Genomic DNA, 18,043 nt, shown 5'->3' on the forward strand with positions numbered 1-18,043 from the left:
TCCTTTTATTATATTTGTGCAGCAAACTGTGCAGCAGCGAAACTGCGGGTGAATTCGCTTTTCGCGCTATGCGGAATCTGCACACTATCAATCAACTTCGCCAGCTGATAGGTTTTCACCGTCTCATTTTGCGTTAGCTGCTGCGCATAATTTGCAGTCAAATCCCCTTTCTTATTCTGCGTCACCGAGGTCTGGCTGCGCGCTTCATCATCGATCAAATGATACTTATAGTTTTGCGACGACTTCTGTTCGGTCAGTTTCGCCGCTGAGGCAGAATCCAGCGCGGTATGGAAGCTGGCCTTCAGTTTAAACAGCGTTTGCTGGGTCAAATCCTGCGTATCGCCATGGTTCTGCGACGCGGTTTTTTGCGCCACGTTCAGTGAGAACGTGTCTTTCTCTTCCGGCTTGTACGGATTGCCCGAAACTGGCGTCTGCTGATACGTGGCCGAGAAGTCCGCCAGCCCGCTAATCGCGCCGTTCTTCGCCGCATTGGCATCAACCGACTTCACGCGCTGCGTATTAATACTTTCAGCCGCTTTGCCTTCGGTGGTATTGAGCGCGCGGAAGCTGTCTTTAAACAGCATCAGCATATCGCGATCGCCGTTACCGCGCGAAGCTGCCTGATCGAACTTACTGCTCCACTGATCCAGCGCCGCCGCCTGCTGCGCCGCGCTGCCCGCCTGCGTCAGTTTCGAAACATCCGTATCAAGTTTAATGCTGACATCGCCGTTGTGGAATCCAAGCCAGCGCTCCTGATCGTCGGCATGCAGATTAAGCGACTGCGTGACGTTATTGCCATTACGCAGATCGGTCTTCAAATCGATACTTTTTAACACTGAACTATCAAACTTCATCAGATCGCTGATATCGAGTTTGGTGGTGCTGCCATCGAGACCATCCAGCGCTTTCTGCAAGCCCGCTGACAGCTGGCCCATCGCCGCCGCCTCAACATTGCTCAGCTGGCCGCCGCTGGTTTTCAATTCCACCACCATGCCGCCCTGCTGCCGTGTCATTTGCAAACTCACCTGCACGCCGGATTGAGTAGTGATGGTCAGTGCCAGCGCACTTTGGCTGCTGCTCTGCGCGCCGTTTACCGCTTCGGTCGCCGGAACGCTTAAGGTCACGTCGCCGCGATGACTGGCCAGATTACTCAGCAACGTGCTGCCCAAGCCGTTCATATCGATACCGCGGGCATGCGCGGCACCGTTCAACTGCGCTTGCAGGCTGCTGGTCACCTCGACGGAACTTTTGACCTGAGCGGGCTCAATTTTATAGATAGCGGCGATGGCATCACTCGCCTCGCTGAAGGTCACTTTGGTGGATGCTTCCACCATCAGGGCGTTCTGCGCGGATGTGTTGTTCACCGACGGCGTTACCACCGCATTCGCCGCGATTAAATTTCTCAGTACGCTGCTGCCAATCCCATGTAGCATGAAAATAATCCTCGTTATGTACTATTCCTTAGCGTTATCGGCGTATTAATGAGCAGCTTTAGGAAGGTTTACATTATTCGGTCGCCATTCATGGCGTAATGCTTGTCAGTTAAGAGATAAAAACCCCAACTACCTGGCGCACACATTGTAGCGGCGCAATTTATTGCGCGATAAATCGCGCCGCTACGGAATGTACGCTAATGAATACGGGGCTTAACTGATCGGCATTACGCCATTCATGGCGACCTTCTCACAACTCCCCCCCAACATGTCATTTCAGACATAACATCTGTCCGCCTAAACACAGCCGCACTTCACGGAGTGACTTACGTTATTCATCAACACATCTCTCCCTCACGAGGTAAGGTCACGATGAATAACCTGCATTACAAAAGCTTGCTGGAAATTGGCCGCTTGATTCAGTCGGGCGAAATCTCTTCGGTGGAAGTCACGCAAACGCTGCTAACGCGTATCGATGCGCTTGATCGCGACTTACACAGTTACTTCTACGTGATGCACGACAGCGCATTGAAACAGGCGGCCGAAGCCGATTCTGAAATTGCTGCGGGTAAATTGCGCGGGCCGCTGCATGGCGTACCGATTGCGCTTAAAGACCTGATTTGGACCAAAGACGCGCCCACCAGCCACGGCATGATCATCCACAAAGATCGTTACCCAACCGAAGACTCCACCGTGGTGGAGCGCTTCCGCGCGGCGGGTGCGGTGATTCTCGGCAAACTGACGCAAACCGAAAGCGCCTTCGCCGATCACCATCCTGATATCACCCGTCCAAATAATCCGTGGGGCAGCGCGCTATGGACTGGCGTTTCCTCCAGCGGCTCCGGCGTCGCCACTGCCGCCGGTTTATGCTTCGGCTCAATTGGCACCGATACCGGCGGATCGATTCGTTTTCCCTCCAACGCCAACGGCCTGACCGGCATCAAACCCACGTGGGGCCGCGTCACACGTCACGGTGCCTGTGAACTGGCGGCATCACTCGATCATATCGGCCCGATGGCACGTAACGCCGCCGATGCCGCCGCCATGTTGCAGGCAATTGCCGGTCGCGATGACAAAGATCCCACCTCCAGCAGCGAGCCGGTGCCGGATTATCTGGCGCTGATGACGCGCGGCATCAGCAAGATGCGCATCGGCGTAGATAAGAGCTGGGCGCTGGAGAAAGTCGACGAGGAGACGCGTGCCGCGCTGCAATCGGCGATCGCCACCCTGAGTTCGCTCGGCGCAACGCTGGTGGACATTACCTTGCCCGATACCGAAAAAGCCGCCGCCGAGTGGAGCGCACTCTGCGCCGTGGAAACCGCGCTGGCGCATGAAGAAACTTATCCGGCGCAGAAAGATCACTATGGCCCCGGTCTGGCTGGCCTGTTGGATCTCGGTCACCGCGTCAGCGCGCTGGAGTATCAGCGTTTGCTGCTCAGCCGGGCGGCGCTGCGCGGCGATATCTCCGCCCTGTTCACGCAGGTTGATCTGATTCTGGCTCCGGCCACCGCCTATGCCGGATTGACCTGGGACACCATGACCCGTTTTGGTACCGATCAGGCACTGTTTAACGGCGTACTGCGCTATACCAGTGCATTCGACGCCAGCGGGCATCCCACCATCACCTTGCCATGCGGCATGACCGCGAACGGCGCGCCGATTGGCTTCCAGTTGGTGGCGGCCCACTTCGCGGAGGCCACCATGATTCAGGGCGCGTGGGCGTTCCAGCAGGTCACCGACTGGCATAAACAGCATCCCGCATTATAACGCCGTCATCTTTGCCACCTCAGCAGGCCTGAGGTGGCAATTCCCCGTTCATGGCCTGAAATTTGCTTTATCTCCTCGACTTCCGCCCTTTTTCGCCATGTTTAGGGGATGCTGATATGAAAGAGCTTTTCACTACCGATGATCTCGATAATCGTCATCGCTTCGATGCCTGGCGGGATGCGGTGTGCTCGCGTCTGATTAAAGCCGAAGCGCGCCAGATGCATACGGGCACTTTTTCCGGCAGTTTCGCGTATTCGATGCTAGGACACATGGATATTGCTCATCATGTATCGCACACCGCGCTGATGTGGCAACGCACGCCGGAGTGCATTCGCCGCCATCCCAATCACGACTTCTATCTGGGCTACGTTTGCGCCGGCAGCGGTACGCTGCGGCAGAATGGCCATCAATCGCGCGTGAGCGCCGGTGATGTGGTGATTTATGATGCTGCCACGCCGTTTGATTTTGCGATGGAAAATGTGGCGATCAATATCGTGCATCTGCCACGTCACATCATGGAGAAGGAAGCGCCCGCCACGACCACACTGGCGGGCAAAACGCTGGATGTTACGCGACCTGGCATGGCATCGCTCAAGCTGCTCCTACAGGAAGCGTTCGTCTTTAATTCCGATCGCGAGAACCCGTTTTTGGCCGAGCAGTTTGCCAACACCTTGCTGAATATGATTTCAGTGAGCGTCAATTTGCAGCATAACGAAGAGGCGCTGAAGCCGGATCTTTATTCGCGCGTGGTACGTTTTCTGCGCCATAACCTGCAGGAGCCGGAGTTATCGGTGACGCAGATTGCCAATGCGCATCATGTCTCGCCGCGCACCATCAGCCGGGTGTTTGCTGCACATGGGACCACACCGATGAACTTCCTCTGGCAGGAGCGTTTGCAGGCGTGTCACCGTTTATTGGCGGAAGGTAAAGCGCGCAATATTACGCAGGTGGCGCTGGATCATGGCTTTAGCGATATGTCGCACTTCAGCCTGGCGTTTCGTAAAGCCTTTGGCTATACGCCCAGCAGCCTGTTACGGCTGCCAGACGCCCAAACATCATGACTTTTCTAATGTGGTGATCACGCGTTCGGCGGTGTATTCCAGGCTGCTGCGCGTGTTCATCGCTTCACTCCGCATTAAGCGATAGGCACCCGATTCATCCAGCCCGAAGGTTTGCATCAGCACGCCTTTGGCCTGCGCCAACCTTTCTCCGCGCGCTTTTCGCGCCTGCTGCACCGCACGCACTCGCTGATGATGACGCACGGTGTGTAACGTGCCCATCATCTGCACAATCAAAGCAAAAGGGTTGAGCTCACGTTGGGCAATGGCACTCGGCTGGAGTTGCAGCAGCAGCGGAAACAGCCGCGCGTTGTGGCAATCCGCCAGCGCGATGACAGGAATATCCATTTCGCGCGCGCGATTAAACAGAGGGGATAAAAATTGCTGCTGATGCACATCGATTGCCACCAGCAGCAGTTGCGTATCGGCGGGTATTGACGCCGCCGGCGGCCAGTTGTGCTGCGCGTGACAGCCCAACTGTGCCAGCGAGGCGCAAAACGCACGCACGCTCTGTGAATCAGGATGGAAAATATGCAGCCGGACACCAGAAAGCGTTGCCAGTAATGATTGTTCAGTCATGGTTCACCCTATGCACATCCCGAATGAGGAGGCTTCACAGTAAGCGAGCGGGTGAATCAACGCTTTGCTGTCGCTGCCGGATGCTGTGTCAGGGCGGACAACGATCCTGTGCCGTGATGCGTAAGGTCACCATAAATGGTGTAATGCTTGTCAGTTAAGGGATGAAAACCCCAACGACCTGGCGCACACATTGTAGCGGCGCAATTTATTGCGCGATAAATCGCGCCGCTACGGAATGTACGGTAATTAATACGGGGCTTAACTGATCGGCTTACACCATAAATGGTGACCTTGCGTGTAGGGTCGTCATTTATGGCGACCGTTTTTATCACCTCACACATGAAACCCCAAAAACTGCTCCGCCACGCTGGCACTCGACTGGGTTTTCGGATCGAACTTCTGCACTATCTGCCCTTTTTCAATCACATGAATTTGGTCAGACAGGGCGTATAGAAATTCAATATCCTGCTCCACCAGAATGATCGAAATATCCATCTCATGCCGTAGCCGCCGCAACGTCTCGATGATCTCCTCGCAGATATTCGGTTGAATTCCTTCCGTGGGTTCATCCAGCAGCACCAGCTGCGGTTGACCGCACAGGCAACGCGCCAATGCCAGCAGCTGCTGCTCCCCGCCCGATAGCGCACCGCCTGGCTGAGCCAGCAGGCGTTTCAGGCGCGGAAAATACTCCAGCATTTGCTCGATAATCTGTCCGGCACGGGAGAAGTGCTTCACGCAGCCCATGCGCAGATTCTCCTCCACCGTCAGCTGCGGGAATATCTGCCGCCCTTGAGGTACAAAACCGATACCCGCCACCGCACGCTGGTGCGCCTGATAACGGGTAATATCGATGCCGTTCAGTGCGATGCTGCCTTGCCATGCCGGCAGTTCGCCCATAATGGTGCGCAGCAGCGTGGTTTTACCCATGCCGTTGCGGCCCAGTACGCCAGTGAACGACTTGGCGCCGACAAACAGTTCAGATAAATTCAGCACCGGAATCTTGTTGTAGCCCGAGACCATCTCTTTTATTTCAAGCATGTTTAATCTCCAGATTGCCGAGATACGCCTCTTTCACCAGCGGATTTTGCGTCACCGCGCGGAAGCTGCCTTCGGCCAACACCGCGCCCTGGTTAAACACCGTCACCTGCTGCGCAATCATGCTGATGAACTCCATGTCATGTTCCACCACCACCACCGTGCTCTGCTGATTAATCGCTCTGATCAACTGCGCCGTTTTACGCACTTCCTGATGCGTCATGCCCGCCGCCGGTTCATCCAGCAGCACCAGTTGCGGCTTAGAGATCAGGATCATCCCCAGTTCCACCCACTGCCGCTGGCCATGTGCCAGTTCGGAGAGCACCGCATGTTGCAGATCAACGAGGCCGATATCCTCCAGCACCTGTTCAATTGCCGCCGGCAGCGCCGCTTTCGCCAGCTTATTCGCCGCCGCTTGCCAAAGATTTTCTCGCACGCTTAAGCCTTCAAATACGCTCGGCACCTGCGTTTTAATGCCAATCCCCAAACGCGCAATCTCCCACGGCCGCTTGCCGGAGATCACCTGTTCACGATAGCGACACTCGCCGCGCGTGGGCGTCACCTGGCCACTTAGCATCTTGAAGAAGGTACTTTTGCCTGCGCCGTTGGGGCCAATCAGGCAGCGTAACTCACCTTCATGTAGCGTGAAGTCCACCTCTTTTACCGCGTGCACGCCGCCGAAACTGACGCCCATCTTGCGGGTTTCCAGTAACACGTTGGTCGTCATTGTTTCACCTCACTGACCTGCGCACGGCTGGCGGGCGCGGCGGCGGGACGCTTGCGCCGCCATAAACGCTGTAACGTCGGCAGAATGCCGCCGGGGATCAGCAACACAAACACGGCCAGTATTACGCCGAGCACTAAATTGACATCCACGGTTTGCTGCGCGCCCAGCCGTGTCACCATCCACTGTAACAGCACGCAGCTGATCACCGGCCCTAGCAGCGTGCCGCGTCCACCGACAATCACCCAGATAATGATCTGCGCTGACTGGCTAATGCTGAACACGCCGGGACTGACAAACGCGCCCCAGTTGACGTACAAACAGCCCGCCAGTCCGGCAATCGCCGCGCCGATGGCAAAGGTCGCCAGCTTATGCGCCGGCACGTTGTAGCCGAGCAATCCGGCGCGCTGCTCGTTCTCACGAATCGCCACCACGGTTTTGCCAAAGCGGCTCAGCAGCACGAATTTCAGCAAGGCGTAACAGAGCGCCAGACAACCGGCGGTGACCATAAAGATCGCCTCGGGCGATAAAATGGCCTCCGGCTGGAACGGCAGGTTGAGTGTCGGCACCGAGGGAATGCCGTTAAAGCCGCCGAGCAGCGCCTCGCCAATGTGATATTCGCTCCCGGAGGTGGAATTGACCCAGTTAAACAGCACCAGACTGACCGCCAGGGTGATTGCGCCAAGATAGACATCGCTGACGCCGCCATAAAAAATCACATAGCCGAGCAGCAGCGAGAACAGCGTTGGCAGCAGCACCGCCATCACCACCGCCCAGGTCGAATCACCCCAGTTGATGGCGCAAATCGCATAGGTATAGGCGCCTAAACCGAAAAACGCCGCCTGACCGAAGCACAGAATGCCGCCGTAGCCCCAGATAAACGCCAGGCTGAGCGACAACAAGCCCATCACCAGAAATACCGTCAGTGACAGCAAGGTGTAGAGCTCAATTGCACCTGAGAGCCACAGCGCCACCAGCACCATCGCCAGTGAGGTGACGACAATCTGCATCTTTTCCGATAGTAATTTCATTACAGCGATCTCCTGAAGAAGCGACCGGTGATGCCCTGCGGCAGCAAGCGCAGCAGCACAATGGCGCTCAGCAAGAGCGCGACTGCACCAAACACCGGCGTGGAGAAGTAAGTCACCAACTGCGAAAGGGTGCCGAACAGTGTGGAAGCAGAGAGCGTACCGGCAATAATCGCGCTGCCACCGCCAATCACCGTGATAAAGGCTTTAGCAATAAAGCTGACGCCAATCGTTGGGATCACGCCGGTTATCGGCGCCAACAGCGCGCCGCCTAAACCCGACAGCGCTGCGCCCAGGCCAAACGTCAGGCTGTAGATCTTGCCGGGATTGCTGCCGAGCGCTGCTGCCATGCGCGCATTCTGCATAGTGGCGCGCGCGCACAACCCTAAGGTGGTAAAGCGCAGCAGCAGCCACAGCGCGCCCAGCAGGCCCATCGCAAATACAATCATGAACAGCGAATAGCCGCTTGTGCTGTAGCTGCCGATATTGACGCTGGGCAGCGGCGAACTGATGCCTAAGGTGGTGTTGCCGAACAGCATGGTGGCGGCACCGATCAGCGCCAGACTCAGCCCCCATGTCGCCAGCATGGTGTCGATCATCCGCCCGTACAGGTGACGGATAATCACACGCTCAATCACCGCACCAAACACACCAACGGTAAGTGGCGCGATCACCAACATCGAGATCCACATCGGCACACCCCACTGATTGGTCGCCAGAATGGCGCTGTAGCCGCCCAGCATCATGAATTCGCCGTGCGCCATATTGACGATTTTCATCATGCCGAACACGACCGCGAGCCCGACACTCATGATCACCAGCACGGCGATGGCATTGAGCACTTCAATGGCGTAGATAATGAACAGATCCATAGCGGCTCCTGTTACAGCTCAATTTGATACTGTTTGGTATCGCGCGGATTTTTCTTCAGATCGCACACCATCGCGGTATCCACCGGCGCTTGATCGGTGAAAGTTTCCAGAATTTTCATCTGATGGTTTTCCACTTCGGCGATGTGCACATCCAGCGAACAGTGATGGGTAGCCGGATCAACGCTCAGCTTGCCGCTCGGCGAGGTCAGCGTAACGCCCGACTCCAGCGCTTCGATCACCTTCATGCGATCAATATCACCCGCTTTGCGTACCCCTTCTGCCCAGATCAACATACCCTGATACGCGCCCATCGCGAGGTCGCTGATGTAAGGCGTGTTGGCGCCGTAGCGCGCATGGAATCGCTCGACAAAGGCGGTGTTTTCCGGTGAAGGGATTTCCTGCATATAGTTAGCGGCCACCAAAATGCCGTTGCTCTCTTCCGGCGACAGAATGATATGTTCGTTGCCACCGCCAAAGACCGTGGAGGCAATCGGGATCTTGCCGCTCATACCGGCCGCATGCCACTGGCGATAGAAGGAGATGTGCGCGCCACCGACCAGCGCTGACCATACCATGTCGGGTTTAGCGCTCTGAATTTTAGAGATCGCCGCACCGAAATCAGTGACATCCAGCGGGAAGAACTCAACCGTCATCACTTCGCCGCCGTTATCGTGCACCGACTTTTTCACCCACGCTGAGACGATTTGCCCGTAGTTGTAATCCGCCGCCAGCACGTAGACTTTTTTGCCCCACTTCTTCACCGCATAAGGCACCAGCTTTTCCACGGTTTGTGCCGGCGTAGAACCGGAAGAGAAGTAATTGCGATCGCACACGCCGCCTTCATATTGCGCCGGATAAAAATAGAGCGAACGAAAACGATCCAATACCGGACGAATAACTTCACGCGAAGCGGACGTAATGCCGCCGTGTACCACCGCCACTTTATCTTTCAGCGCCGCCTGCTGCGCGTATTGCGCATAAAGCTGCATATTGGACTGCGCATCGTAATTAATCACCTGCAACGGGCGACCTAATAAACCCCCCGCCGCATTGATCTCTTCCGCCGCCAGATTAATCGCGTTCGACATCGGCTTACCGTAGATATCGAGCCCGCCGGATAAGTCGAGAATACTGGCGACTTTAATGGCGTCTTTTCTGTCTGCCGCAAAAGAAAATTTAGGTGCAACGCCCGCGGCCAAGCCTAATGCCGAAACGGCTGAACCCTGGATGAATGAACGACGACTAATAGCCATAGCAACCTCTTGAAAAGAGTAGAATAAAATAGGAGTGTTCCGGGAGGCCGGAGAGAATATAAGCGATCGGCAGACGGCGCTGTCTGCATTTACAAGAGGGTTGCCACATCGTTGGGGCGTTATTTTTATTAAGCAATAACTGGGCCAAATAAATTAAACACCGCACATTCACGTAGCGGCGCGATTAATCGCGCAATAAATTGCGCCGCTACGACAACGTGCGCACTGTTAAATAGCAATTGGCACCAATAAGGTGCGCGGTCGCCAAAAATGGCGACCCTACAAAACCGATAAGGTCGCCATTTATGGCGACCAAAATAAACCACTCAATTAAAAAACTTAATATCCGTCGGCGTCGCTATCCTGGCGACTTCACCCGCCGCTTTTAGCGCACCGCTCTGCGCATCGAAATGAAACAGGGTGATGTTGTTGGTGAAGACATTCGTCACATACAAATGTTTGCCGCTGGCATCAAAAGCCAAAGCGCGTGGTTCGATACCCTCCGCTTTGTAGCGCACCGGCGATCCCAACGCACCATCCTGTTCTATCCGGAACACCACTAAGCTGTTATCTGAACCACGATTGGCCGCAATTACAAACTTGCCGTTTGGGCTGAGGATAATGCCGCCACCGCTTTTATAGTCGGCGCTGCTGTTTTCGCTGTTGAGTTTGACCTTTGCCTGTTGCTCCAGCCGATCGTCCTTTACTGCAAACACCACCACTTCACCGGCCATTTCAGTGATGACATAAGCATGTTTACCGTCGGGTGAAAACACCATGTGACGCGGACCCGATCCCGCAGGGAAAGTGACATCACGCGCAGGATCTGCCTGCAGCGGTTGTGACTTGTTGGCGTGATAAGCAAAGGCATGCAGTTTGTCACCGCCGAGATCCGCCGCGTACAGGTATTTGCCATCGGGAGTGAAGGTGGTGGAGTGCGCGTGCCCGCTATCCTGGCGGTCTTTCACCGCACCGGTTCCGCTGACAAACGGGAAAGTCTGTACCTGCTCGCCGAGTGATCCATCGTGATGGATCGGGAACACCGCCACGCTGGCACCGCCTTTTGCCACCGAATAGTTGGCGACAAACAGGAATTTTCCATCCGGGCTGAGGGTGGCATGCGTCGGCTGCTGGCCGTGGCTATCCACCGCGTTAATCACGCGCACGTTGCCCTTGTGATCAATGGCCAGCGCAGTGACGGCACCGGCATTTTCTTCATTGGTGGTGTAGGCAAAACGACCATCGTGTGATTTCACAATCCACGAAGGACTTTTCATTTTGATGAAATCGAGCGGCGTCAGCGTGCCGTCGCTATTGACCTTCATACGGTACAACCCTTCGCTGGGATGACCCGGATTTTGCACTAACGGCGCGTCTGGGATGCTGGTCCATGTGCCCACTAAAGCCGTTTGGTTGTGATGTTCCGCTGCAGTTGCCATTGCACTTCCCGCTATGATGAAAAGAACAGCAGATAATGCCACGGTTATGTTGGATGCTAAACCCTGCCTTTTGAAATCATTAGATTTAATCAATTTATCACTCCACGCTAATGAGGAAACTGCCATGACTGCTAGGGGAATATAGCGTGCGAGGCGTAATAGAGCGGCCACCAAAGGTGACCGTATTCACATAACTGATTTAATATTCAATTTATGCGTTCATTATCGCCACGAAAAACAATCGGCATGGAACCGTTGAACAGTGATTGCCTGTTGTTTCATCGCAGAAGTAACGCCTTTCTTGAGTCCATCCGGACCGCAAAACCAAATGTCCAGCGCCGTGCTAGTGTGGTTTTTTTTCATTTCAGCAACGCGTTTCTGCAGATTCTTCGCGCTATTAACCGTGAAATATTTTAATTCCACATTTGCCTGCTGACACAAAGCCAATAAATTATCTGGATAAGTCATTCCCTGATCGGGCCGGGTGAAATACCATAATTCAACGCCAGCGAGCTGCTCACCTTTTCTGACAACCTGGCTAAGTTTTGCCATAAAGGGCGTGATGCCAATTCCACCAGCAATCCATAACTGTTGGTTGCCGGAATTAGCAAGATTGAAATTTCCATAAGGCCCTTCAATTTTCACTTTCTGTTCCGGCGAAATATGGTTTTCAAGTTGCTGGGTATAATCCCCTAATTTCTTAATCGAAAAGGTCAGTGATTGATCGGCAGGATTAATATCAGAAAGTGTAAATGGATGTCGTTCAGCTGAGTGTGCAAACTGCACAAAAGCAAACTGCCCCGGCAACATCGCGACATTAGCACTATTGCGTACCCTCACTTCTATGATGTTTTGTGGTGCCGCCTTAACCTGCAGAATAAAGCCTTCCGTAGTATTGTGGCTGCCGGTACGCTGCAACAGCACCCGCAATGCGCACCAGATGGCCGCCAGCGTCACCGCCGCCAGCAGGTATGCAGCAGGCGTTTGCCACCATTCTGTCTTAAACAATGAAGTCATAACATGGTAAGCACAGGCAATATAGACAACCGGGAAAGCCTTATGCAGGTAATAAAAAATATGATAAGGAATTTTTTTAGTAATAGATACCGCTGAAAGCCCCATCAAAATATAGAGTCCATACTCGGCCAATATTAGTCCAAAATTCAACAGGCTCTCCTGCCATACAGCCATCTGTATATGACCTAATTCTCCCGGATGTGAAATAATAGCGGCGTCCACTAACCAATGTGGTATTTTCTCTGCCAGCCAGTGAACTAAAGCCAGCACCACGGCTGAAATTGCACACCATTTATGGAGCTTGTACGATTTATCAAGACCACCACACCAGCGGGAAATAACACGATGGCGAATGCTAAGCATCATGGCAAATGACATAGCAAACCATGCCATAGTACCCGATAAGAAAACCAGGTTTTGACGTAAACCCCATAATATAGAGTGTGAAAATATATGCTTATATTCTGCTGATAAAAGGTAAGTCAGTATTGCAGCAAGAAAAATGACCACATAGAGACGCTTGATATTTTTCATTAACAAGCCCCCTCTTTAACCATCGAAACTCTGTTCAAGTAAAACTTATTCATCCTTAAAAGATTCCTATTTATCCCTCATCATGTTGGCGGATAAATTATCACGCTCAACATCAAGATTTATGAGCAAGCTAAAAGGAGATTAAACATTGTGATGAGAGCGTGAAGTTTCTTACGGCAGAATTAGCACAATTAGCATGAAATATGTGGGTGATAGCACGGGTTATGGCGCCTGGCCACCGTCATGCGACGAATCGTGCGACTTGTGGCAACACGTTGTGATTTAATAACACTCCATTTACATGCCAGGGATGCTGACGTTGCTATGCTGCAGTTTTCAAATGGTTTTCTGCTGAGTTTGTCGTTATGTCTTGATATCGGTCTCGCCAATATCGCCATGATTACGCTGGCGATGCAACGCGGCTATTTTCACGGGTTTTGCTTGGGGATTGGCACCTGCATTGGTGACTTAATCTATGCGCTGCTGGCGCTGGCGGGGATGGCGGTGGTGCTGCAATTTACTGCCGTGCGTTGGGTGCTGTGGATTGGGGGCGGCGTGCTGTTGCTGTGGTTTGCCGGGAAAATGCTGTATGCGGCGCTGCAAAAACAGGCAGAACTGCCGGAAACGGAACAGCAGCCGTATCGATCGCTGCTGCGCGAGTTCAGTCGTGGCGTAATGTTGGCGATGTCATCGCCCACGGCCATCTTGTGGTTTGCCAGCGTGGGCGGTGCCTTGATTTCACGGATGGGACACGGCAGCGCGACAGCAACCTCCTCTTTCCTTGGCGGCTTTTTTATCGCCGGCGTGGTGTGGACCTGTGTGTTGTGTTTGGTTGGCAGCATGGGCGGAAAATTACTGGGCGCGCGCTTACTCAAGTACTCCTATCTCGCTTCGGCGCTGATTTTTGTTTATTTCGCCATCTACGTGATTTGGTCGGGTTATCGGGAATTTATTCTGGTTTGATGGGCGGTCGCCATTACAGAAGACGCAGATCGTAGCGGCGCAATTTATTGCGCGATAAATCGCGCCGCTACGGGATGTACGAGGATTAAACGTAGTGCTTATCTGATTGGCACTACGCCATTAATGGCGACCACAATCATGATTACAAACCGGCAATCCGTTTCAAATCCGCTTCCGCGCCAGGCGCAACAGCCAGCACCTGCGCCCCCTTCAGCAAGCGTTCTCCTTCGGTGTTAAACGGGTGATACCAGCCGCCGGCTTCTTTCACCAGGCAATAACCGGCCAGACAATCCCACGCATGCATATAAGGTTCGTAATAGCCGACCACACGTCCAGCTGCGACCCACGCCAGCATCAAAGCGCCCGATCCAATGCGGATAAAGTTCCCGCCCGCCGCCAGCAGCGAAGCGAGGATTTTGCCCACCTCTTCCGGGCTGACGTGGCTGTTGGCGCCGAAACCGGTGACGTGGTTTTGCAGCGTGCGTGCGGCATCCACCTGCAAGCGCTTGCCGTTGAGCGTTGCGCCCTGGCCGATGGCCGCCACGTAGCACTCCTGATAATACGGCGCGAAAATCACGCCAATCACCGGCACACCATCGTGGAGCACCGCGACCGACACACACCAGTTCGGCATGCCGTTGAGGAACGGGCTGGTACCGTCAATAGGATCAACCACCCACGTATAACCGGATGTCCCCTGTTGCAAACCGTACTCTTCGCCCAGGAAACCGTCGTCGGTAAACTGCGCGCGAATCTGCTGGTCGATCATCTGTTCCACTTCGCGGTCAGCGCGTGACACCACATCCTGCAAATCGTATTTGGTCTCCACCACCAAGGTGTCGCGCTGATGAAAATACTCCAGCGCCTTCGCGCCGCCTGCTCGTGCCACTTTCTCCGCCAGAATCAGGCGTGATAACAGCGGGTCAATCTCTAATTCACTCATCATCCATCCTTAAATTAACCGGCAATCAGGGCCAAACCCTGAGGTTTAAAATCGATGGCGACGTTCGATGCCAGCGGCAATTGCTGCTCCATCTCCGCATCCACAATGAACAGCGAACCCAGTTCCGTTGCGACCTCATATTCAATATGGTCGCCGAGCCATGTACTGTGTGTCACTTCACCGCGCAGTGCGCCCGCACCTTCGCCGCGCAGCGTGATGAACTGCGGTCGCACCGAAAGCTGCGCCGCGCCGGTTTTTAGCCCATTACCGCGCACGCGATAGCGCTGGCTGCCAAGCCGCACCAGCGCTTCGCTGCCATCCAGCTGTTCCACTTCGCACGGCAGAATATTCGCTTCGCCCATAAAGTCGGCAATAAACACCGAATTTGGCGCGTGGTAGAGGCTCTCCGGCGCACCCTGCTGGGCAATATCCCCCTCTTTCATGACAATAATCTTATCGGACACCGCCAGCGCCTCTTCCTGATCGTGCGTGACGTAGACCGCAGTGAAGCCAAGCCGCTGCTGCAGATCGCGAATGTCGGTGCGCACGCGGCGACGCAAACGTTCATCAAGATTGGAAAGCGGCTCATCGAGCAAGAGAACCTGCGGCTCCAGCACCAGCGCACGCGCCACCGCGATACGCTGTTGCTGCCCGCCGGATAGCTCCGACGGCAAGCGCTGGCCCTGATGTTCCAGGCCAACCAGCTTCAGCCCTTCGCGCGCCCGATCTTGCGCTTCACGCTTATTCATACCCGACGATTGCAAGCCATACATGATGTTGTCGAGCGCACTCATGTGCGGAAACAGCGCGTAAGACTGAAACACCATTGCCACGTCGCGCTCGTTGGCGGGCAAGTTGGTGACATCTTTGCCACCGATCAAAATGCGTCCAGCGGTGGGATGCTCCAGACCGGCCAGCAGGCGCAGCGTGGTGGTTTTTCCGCAGCCGGACGGGCCGAGCAGCGTTACCAACGTGCCGGGCTCAACGGTCAGCGAGAGATCGGGAATGGCATCAAAACCGGCAAAGCGTTTCGAGACGTGTTCGAACACCACAGATCCAGCGGTTACGCGTGTCATACGGTTCTCTCCTGAGTGAATGAGGTTGTTGCAGGCGGTGCAACCATATCGACCGGGCGGGCCACGCGGCGCAGACGCCGTTCACCCACCAGCCACTGGAACATGCCGATGATCAGCAGCATTACTACAATCAAGACGGTTGAGTAAGCAATTGCCACACCGTATTCGCCGTTTTCCACCAGCCCAACGATGTAAGACGTTGCCATGTTGTACTGCGCGCTCACGAGGAAGATCACTGCACTGATCGAGGTAATGGCGCGCACGAAGGCGTAAACCAGTGCGGCGCTGATGGCCGGTTTCAGCAGCGGCAGCACCACTTTACGCAGCGTGCGGAAGCTGTTTGCGCCCAGCGTCATTGACGCTTCATCAAGACTTTTATCCAGCTGGCTCATCGCCGCGATACCGCCGCGCACGCCGACCGGCATGTTACGGAACACAAAGCAGGCCACGAGGATCATCGCGGTGCCGGTGATCTCCAGCGGTGGCAGGTTATACGCCATCACATAGCTCACACCGATAACCGTGCCGGGAATAGCGAAGCTCAGCATCAGCAGGAACTCGAAGGTCTGACGACCGGCAAACTTCTGTCGCACAATCAGCCATGCGGTGAGCAGGCCGACAATCGCCGTCAGCGGTGCGGCAATCAGCGCGATTTCTAGTGTGGTCCAGAACGAATTCCAGGCCACGCCACTCCACAGCAGATGCCCGTCGCTGAAGCTAACGCCGAAGGCGCGAACGTAATGCTCGATGGTCAGCGCATCATTCAATCCCCACGACTGCACAAAGCCACCGACCACAATCATGCCGTAGATCACCAGCGTGAACAGGCCCCACGGAATCACCATGCCGTACACGCCAAAGCGCAGCACGCGCGGTAACTGCACATGTTTGCCGCCGTCGCCTTTACCGGTGACGGTGGCGAAGTTCTTGCCGCCAAGCCACCAGCGCTGCAGCACAAAGGCGGTCAGCGTGAAGCACAGCAGAATCATCGCCAGCACCGCCGCGCGGCTCGGGTCGTTCTGCGCGCCGACCACCGAGAAGAAAATCTCAGTGGAGAGCACGCCGTGACTGCCGCCCAGCACCATCGGGTTACCGAAATCAGCCATGCTTTCGATAAAGCTAATCAGAAAAGCGTTGGCTAAACCCGGCGCCATCAGCGGCAGCGAGACGCGTGTAAAGGTGCGCCAGCGATTGGCGCGCAGCGTTTGTGACGCCTCTTCCAGCGACGGGCTGACGCCTTCCACCACGCCAATCAGCACCAGAAACGCAATCGGCGTAAACGACAGCACCTGGGCGATCCAGATACCGGTTAAACCGTATAGCCAGCGCCCCGGTTCGATGCCAAACAGCGCCGCCAGTTGTTCCGTCACCACACCGGAACGGCCAAACAGCAGAATCAGCGCCAGGCCAATGACAAACGGCGGCGTGATGATCGGCAGAATGGTCAGCATACGCAGCGCCTTTTTAAACGGCAGCGGCGTGCGTGTGGCGGCCAGCGCAAACGCCAGGCCCAGCAGCGTGGAGCCAGCGGCGGTCATCAGCGCCAACCACAGCGTGCGCCATGCGGTGCCGCAGGTGCCGCCCGACAAACATGACAAGCTCCAGATCGATGGATCCTGAATGTTGCTGATCAAACCATCCGGCTTGAAGCTGCCGTCAACGTCCTGTACCGACACCACAAACATGCTTAGCACCGGATAAAGTACGAATATGCTGACCAGCGCTGTGAGCAGCACCAACGAGGCCACCACAAAGGCGTCGCCTTTCATCACGCCGCGTTCGGCTAGCGCGAAGGAAAACAGCAGCAGGAAGGTGGTCAGCATTAGCAGCGCACCCGCGCCCATTGCCGGTTGGCCGGATTCCAGCGCACCGAAGCGGTTCTCCAGCCACAGCCAGCTCCAGCCGCTGTAGCCAATCGCGTGGCCTTCAATCACCAGGAATAGCACGCCAAGCGCGCTGAACAGCAGCAGCAAACGGCTGCGCGCTGCGCCGGGCAGCAGGCCGCAACCGGCGCACAGCACAAACAGCACGATGGCAACCGCAAGCCACGGATGTGCGCCCACTTGCCACAGCGCCGGCGCATTAGCACTATCACTCCACAGACTGGTTAACCAGCCGCTGCTAAAGAAACCGGCTTCCAGGCTGAACCACGGCAGCAGCAGTAACGCCACTGCGCCGATGAGCAGCGCGCCTGTCAGACGGCGATTATTTGCATTCATCACATACCTCGACTTCGGGTTTCGTGCGGTGCTTAACCAGGTCGCCATAAATGGCGACCCTACGGGTGCGGTTTTGTAGGGGCGTCATTTATGACGACCTTCC

At 55.3% G+C, this 18,043-nt stretch carries 15 protein-coding genes; 3 read left to right on the top strand and 12 right to left on the bottom strand.

Going from position 1 to position 18,043, the window contains the following annotated elements:
• Positions 1-8 precede the first annotated feature (8 nt).
• Positions 9-1,433, bottom strand: a complete 1,425-nt coding sequence (locus AC6I8K_RS21375; RefSeq protein ID WP_497827544.1) for a hypothetical protein — start codon at positions 1,431-1,433, stop codon at positions 9-11.
• A gap of 372 nt (positions 1,434-1,805) precedes the next feature.
• On the opposite strand from AC6I8K_RS21375, the gene AC6I8K_RS21380 reads away from it, so the two are divergent.
• Positions 1,806-3,200, top strand: coding sequence for an amidase (locus AC6I8K_RS21380; protein WP_497827545.1), 1,395 nt, complete (start codon positions 1,806-1,808; stop codon positions 3,198-3,200).
• 116 nt (positions 3,201-3,316) lie between these two features.
• Entirely contained in the window at positions 3,317-4,261 is a 945-nt protein-coding gene (locus AC6I8K_RS21385) for a helix-turn-helix domain-containing protein (protein ID WP_483818320.1), read from the top strand.
• On the opposite strand, the gene AC6I8K_RS21390 is transcribed toward AC6I8K_RS21385, so the two are convergent.
• The 8 genes from AC6I8K_RS21390 to AC6I8K_RS21425 form a co-directional block, all read right to left on the bottom strand.
• Positions 4,256-4,837 (bottom strand): ANTAR domain-containing response regulator, encoded by a 582-nt coding sequence (locus AC6I8K_RS21390; protein ID WP_497827546.1) that lies wholly within the window; start codon positions 4,835-4,837, stop codon positions 4,256-4,258. The genes AC6I8K_RS21385 and AC6I8K_RS21390 overlap by 6 nt on opposite strands.
• 333 nt (positions 4,838-5,170) lie before the next feature.
• Positions 5,171-5,875, bottom strand: coding sequence for an ABC transporter ATP-binding protein (locus AC6I8K_RS21395; protein WP_064739911.1), 705 nt, complete (start codon positions 5,873-5,875; stop codon positions 5,171-5,173).
• Positions 5,868-6,599, bottom strand: a complete 732-nt coding sequence (locus tag AC6I8K_RS21400; protein WP_497827547.1) for an ATP-binding cassette domain-containing protein — start codon at positions 6,597-6,599, stop codon at positions 5,868-5,870. The genes AC6I8K_RS21395 and AC6I8K_RS21400 overlap by 8 nt, the downstream gene beginning before the upstream one ends.
• Positions 6,596-7,627: a branched-chain amino acid ABC transporter permease gene (locus tag AC6I8K_RS21405; protein WP_483818317.1), complete on the bottom strand. Its 1,032-nt coding sequence runs from the start codon at positions 7,625-7,627 to the stop codon at positions 6,596-6,598. Before AC6I8K_RS21405 ends, AC6I8K_RS21400 begins: the two co-directional genes overlap by 4 nt.
• Positions 7,627-8,496 carry a branched-chain amino acid ABC transporter permease gene (locus tag AC6I8K_RS21410; protein ID WP_497827548.1) on the bottom strand — a complete coding sequence of 290 codons (870 nt, stop codon included), beginning with the start codon at positions 8,494-8,496 and terminating at the stop codon, positions 7,627-7,629. Before AC6I8K_RS21410 ends, AC6I8K_RS21405 begins: the two co-directional genes overlap by 1 nt.
• A gap of 11 nt (positions 8,497-8,507) precedes the next feature.
• A complete protein-coding gene (locus AC6I8K_RS21415; protein WP_483818315.1) occupies positions 8,508-9,749 on the bottom strand; it encodes an urea ABC transporter substrate-binding protein in 1,242 nt (413 codons plus the stop codon).
• A 326-nt stretch (positions 9,750-10,075) separates the two neighbouring features.
• Positions 10,076-11,314 (bottom strand): lactonase family protein, encoded by a 1,239-nt coding sequence (locus AC6I8K_RS21420; protein ID WP_497827549.1) that lies wholly within the window; start codon positions 11,312-11,314, stop codon positions 10,076-10,078.
• A 96-nt stretch (positions 11,315-11,410) separates the two neighbouring features.
• The gene (locus AC6I8K_RS21425) at positions 11,411-12,739 is read right to left on the bottom strand and encodes a ferredoxin reductase family protein (RefSeq protein WP_497827550.1); all 1,329 of its coding nucleotides are present in this window, start codon (positions 12,737-12,739) and stop codon (positions 11,411-11,413) included.
• A 324-nt stretch (positions 12,740-13,063) separates the two neighbouring features.
• Between AC6I8K_RS21425 and AC6I8K_RS21430 the strand changes: the two genes are divergently transcribed.
• Positions 13,064-13,702: a LysE family translocator gene (locus AC6I8K_RS21430; RefSeq protein ID WP_483818313.1), complete on the top strand. Its 639-nt coding sequence runs from the start codon at positions 13,064-13,066 to the stop codon at positions 13,700-13,702.
• Positions 13,703-13,844: 142 nt separating this feature from the next.
• Here AC6I8K_RS21430 and AC6I8K_RS21435 read toward each other — a convergent pair whose 3' ends face one another.
• From AC6I8K_RS21435 to AC6I8K_RS21445, 3 genes are read right to left on the bottom strand one after another with little or no spacing between them, the layout of a single operon-like run.
• Positions 13,845-14,645: an inositol monophosphatase family protein gene (locus AC6I8K_RS21435; RefSeq protein ID WP_497827672.1), complete on the bottom strand. Its 801-nt coding sequence runs from the start codon at positions 14,643-14,645 to the stop codon at positions 13,845-13,847.
• A gap of 14 nt (positions 14,646-14,659) precedes the next feature.
• The gene (locus AC6I8K_RS21440; RefSeq protein ID WP_008109395.1) at positions 14,660-15,721 is read right to left on the bottom strand and encodes an ABC transporter ATP-binding protein; all 1,062 of its coding nucleotides are present in this window, start codon (positions 15,719-15,721) and stop codon (positions 14,660-14,662) included.
• Positions 15,718-17,940, bottom strand: coding sequence for an ABC transporter permease (locus tag AC6I8K_RS21445; protein WP_497827551.1), 2,223 nt, complete (start codon positions 17,938-17,940; stop codon positions 15,718-15,720). The genes AC6I8K_RS21440 and AC6I8K_RS21445 overlap by 4 nt, the downstream gene beginning before the upstream one ends.
• Positions 17,941-18,043: the final 103 nt, after the last annotated feature.

It is taken from the genome of Pantoea sp. X-Soil-ISGK-421, from assembly GCF_059730785.1.

Bases quoted from the DNA above. Each gene is read 5' to 3' on its own strand.
- AC6I8K_RS21375 (WP_497827544.1), bottom strand. From the start codon at position 1,433: ATGCTACATGGGATTGGCAGCAGCGTACTGAGAAATTTAATCGCGGCG.
- AC6I8K_RS21380 (WP_497827545.1), top strand. From the start codon at position 1,806: ATGAATAACCTGCATTACAAAAGCTTGCTGGAAATTGGCCGCTTGATT.
- AC6I8K_RS21385 (WP_483818320.1), top strand. From the start codon at position 3,317: ATGAAAGAGCTTTTCACTACCGATGATCTCGATAATCGTCATCGCTTC.
- AC6I8K_RS21390 (WP_497827546.1), bottom strand. From the start codon at position 4,837: ATGACTGAACAATCATTACTGGCAACGCTTTCTGGTGTCCGGCTGCAT.
- AC6I8K_RS21395 (WP_064739911.1), bottom strand. From the start codon at position 5,875: ATGCTTGAAATAAAAGAGATGGTCTCGGGCTACAACAAGATTCCGGTG.
- AC6I8K_RS21400 (WP_497827547.1), bottom strand. From the start codon at position 6,599: ATGACGACCAACGTGTTACTGGAAACCCGCAAGATGGGCGTCAGTTTC.
- AC6I8K_RS21405 (WP_483818317.1), bottom strand. From the start codon at position 7,627: ATGAAATTACTATCGGAAAAGATGCAGATTGTCGTCACCTCACTGGCG.
- AC6I8K_RS21410 (WP_497827548.1), bottom strand. From the start codon at position 8,496: ATGGATCTGTTCATTATCTACGCCATTGAAGTGCTCAATGCCATCGCC.
- AC6I8K_RS21415 (WP_483818315.1), bottom strand. From the start codon at position 9,749: ATGGCTATTAGTCGTCGTTCATTCATCCAGGGTTCAGCCGTTTCGGCA.
- AC6I8K_RS21420 (WP_497827549.1), bottom strand. From the start codon at position 11,314: ATGGCAGTTTCCTCATTAGCGTGGAGTGATAAATTGATTAAATCTAAT.
- AC6I8K_RS21425 (WP_497827550.1), bottom strand. From the start codon at position 12,739: ATGAAAAATATCAAGCGTCTCTATGTGGTCATTTTTCTTGCTGCAATA.
- AC6I8K_RS21430 (WP_483818313.1), top strand. From the start codon at position 13,064: ATGCTGCAGTTTTCAAATGGTTTTCTGCTGAGTTTGTCGTTATGTCTT.
- AC6I8K_RS21435 (WP_497827672.1), bottom strand. From the start codon at position 14,645: ATGAGTGAATTAGAGATTGACCCGCTGTTATCACGCCTGATTCTGGCG.
- AC6I8K_RS21440 (WP_008109395.1), bottom strand. From the start codon at position 15,721: ATGACACGCGTAACCGCTGGATCTGTGGTGTTCGAACACGTCTCGAAA.
- AC6I8K_RS21445 (WP_497827551.1), bottom strand. From the start codon at position 17,940: ATGAATGCAAATAATCGCCGTCTGACAGGCGCGCTGCTCATCGGCGCA.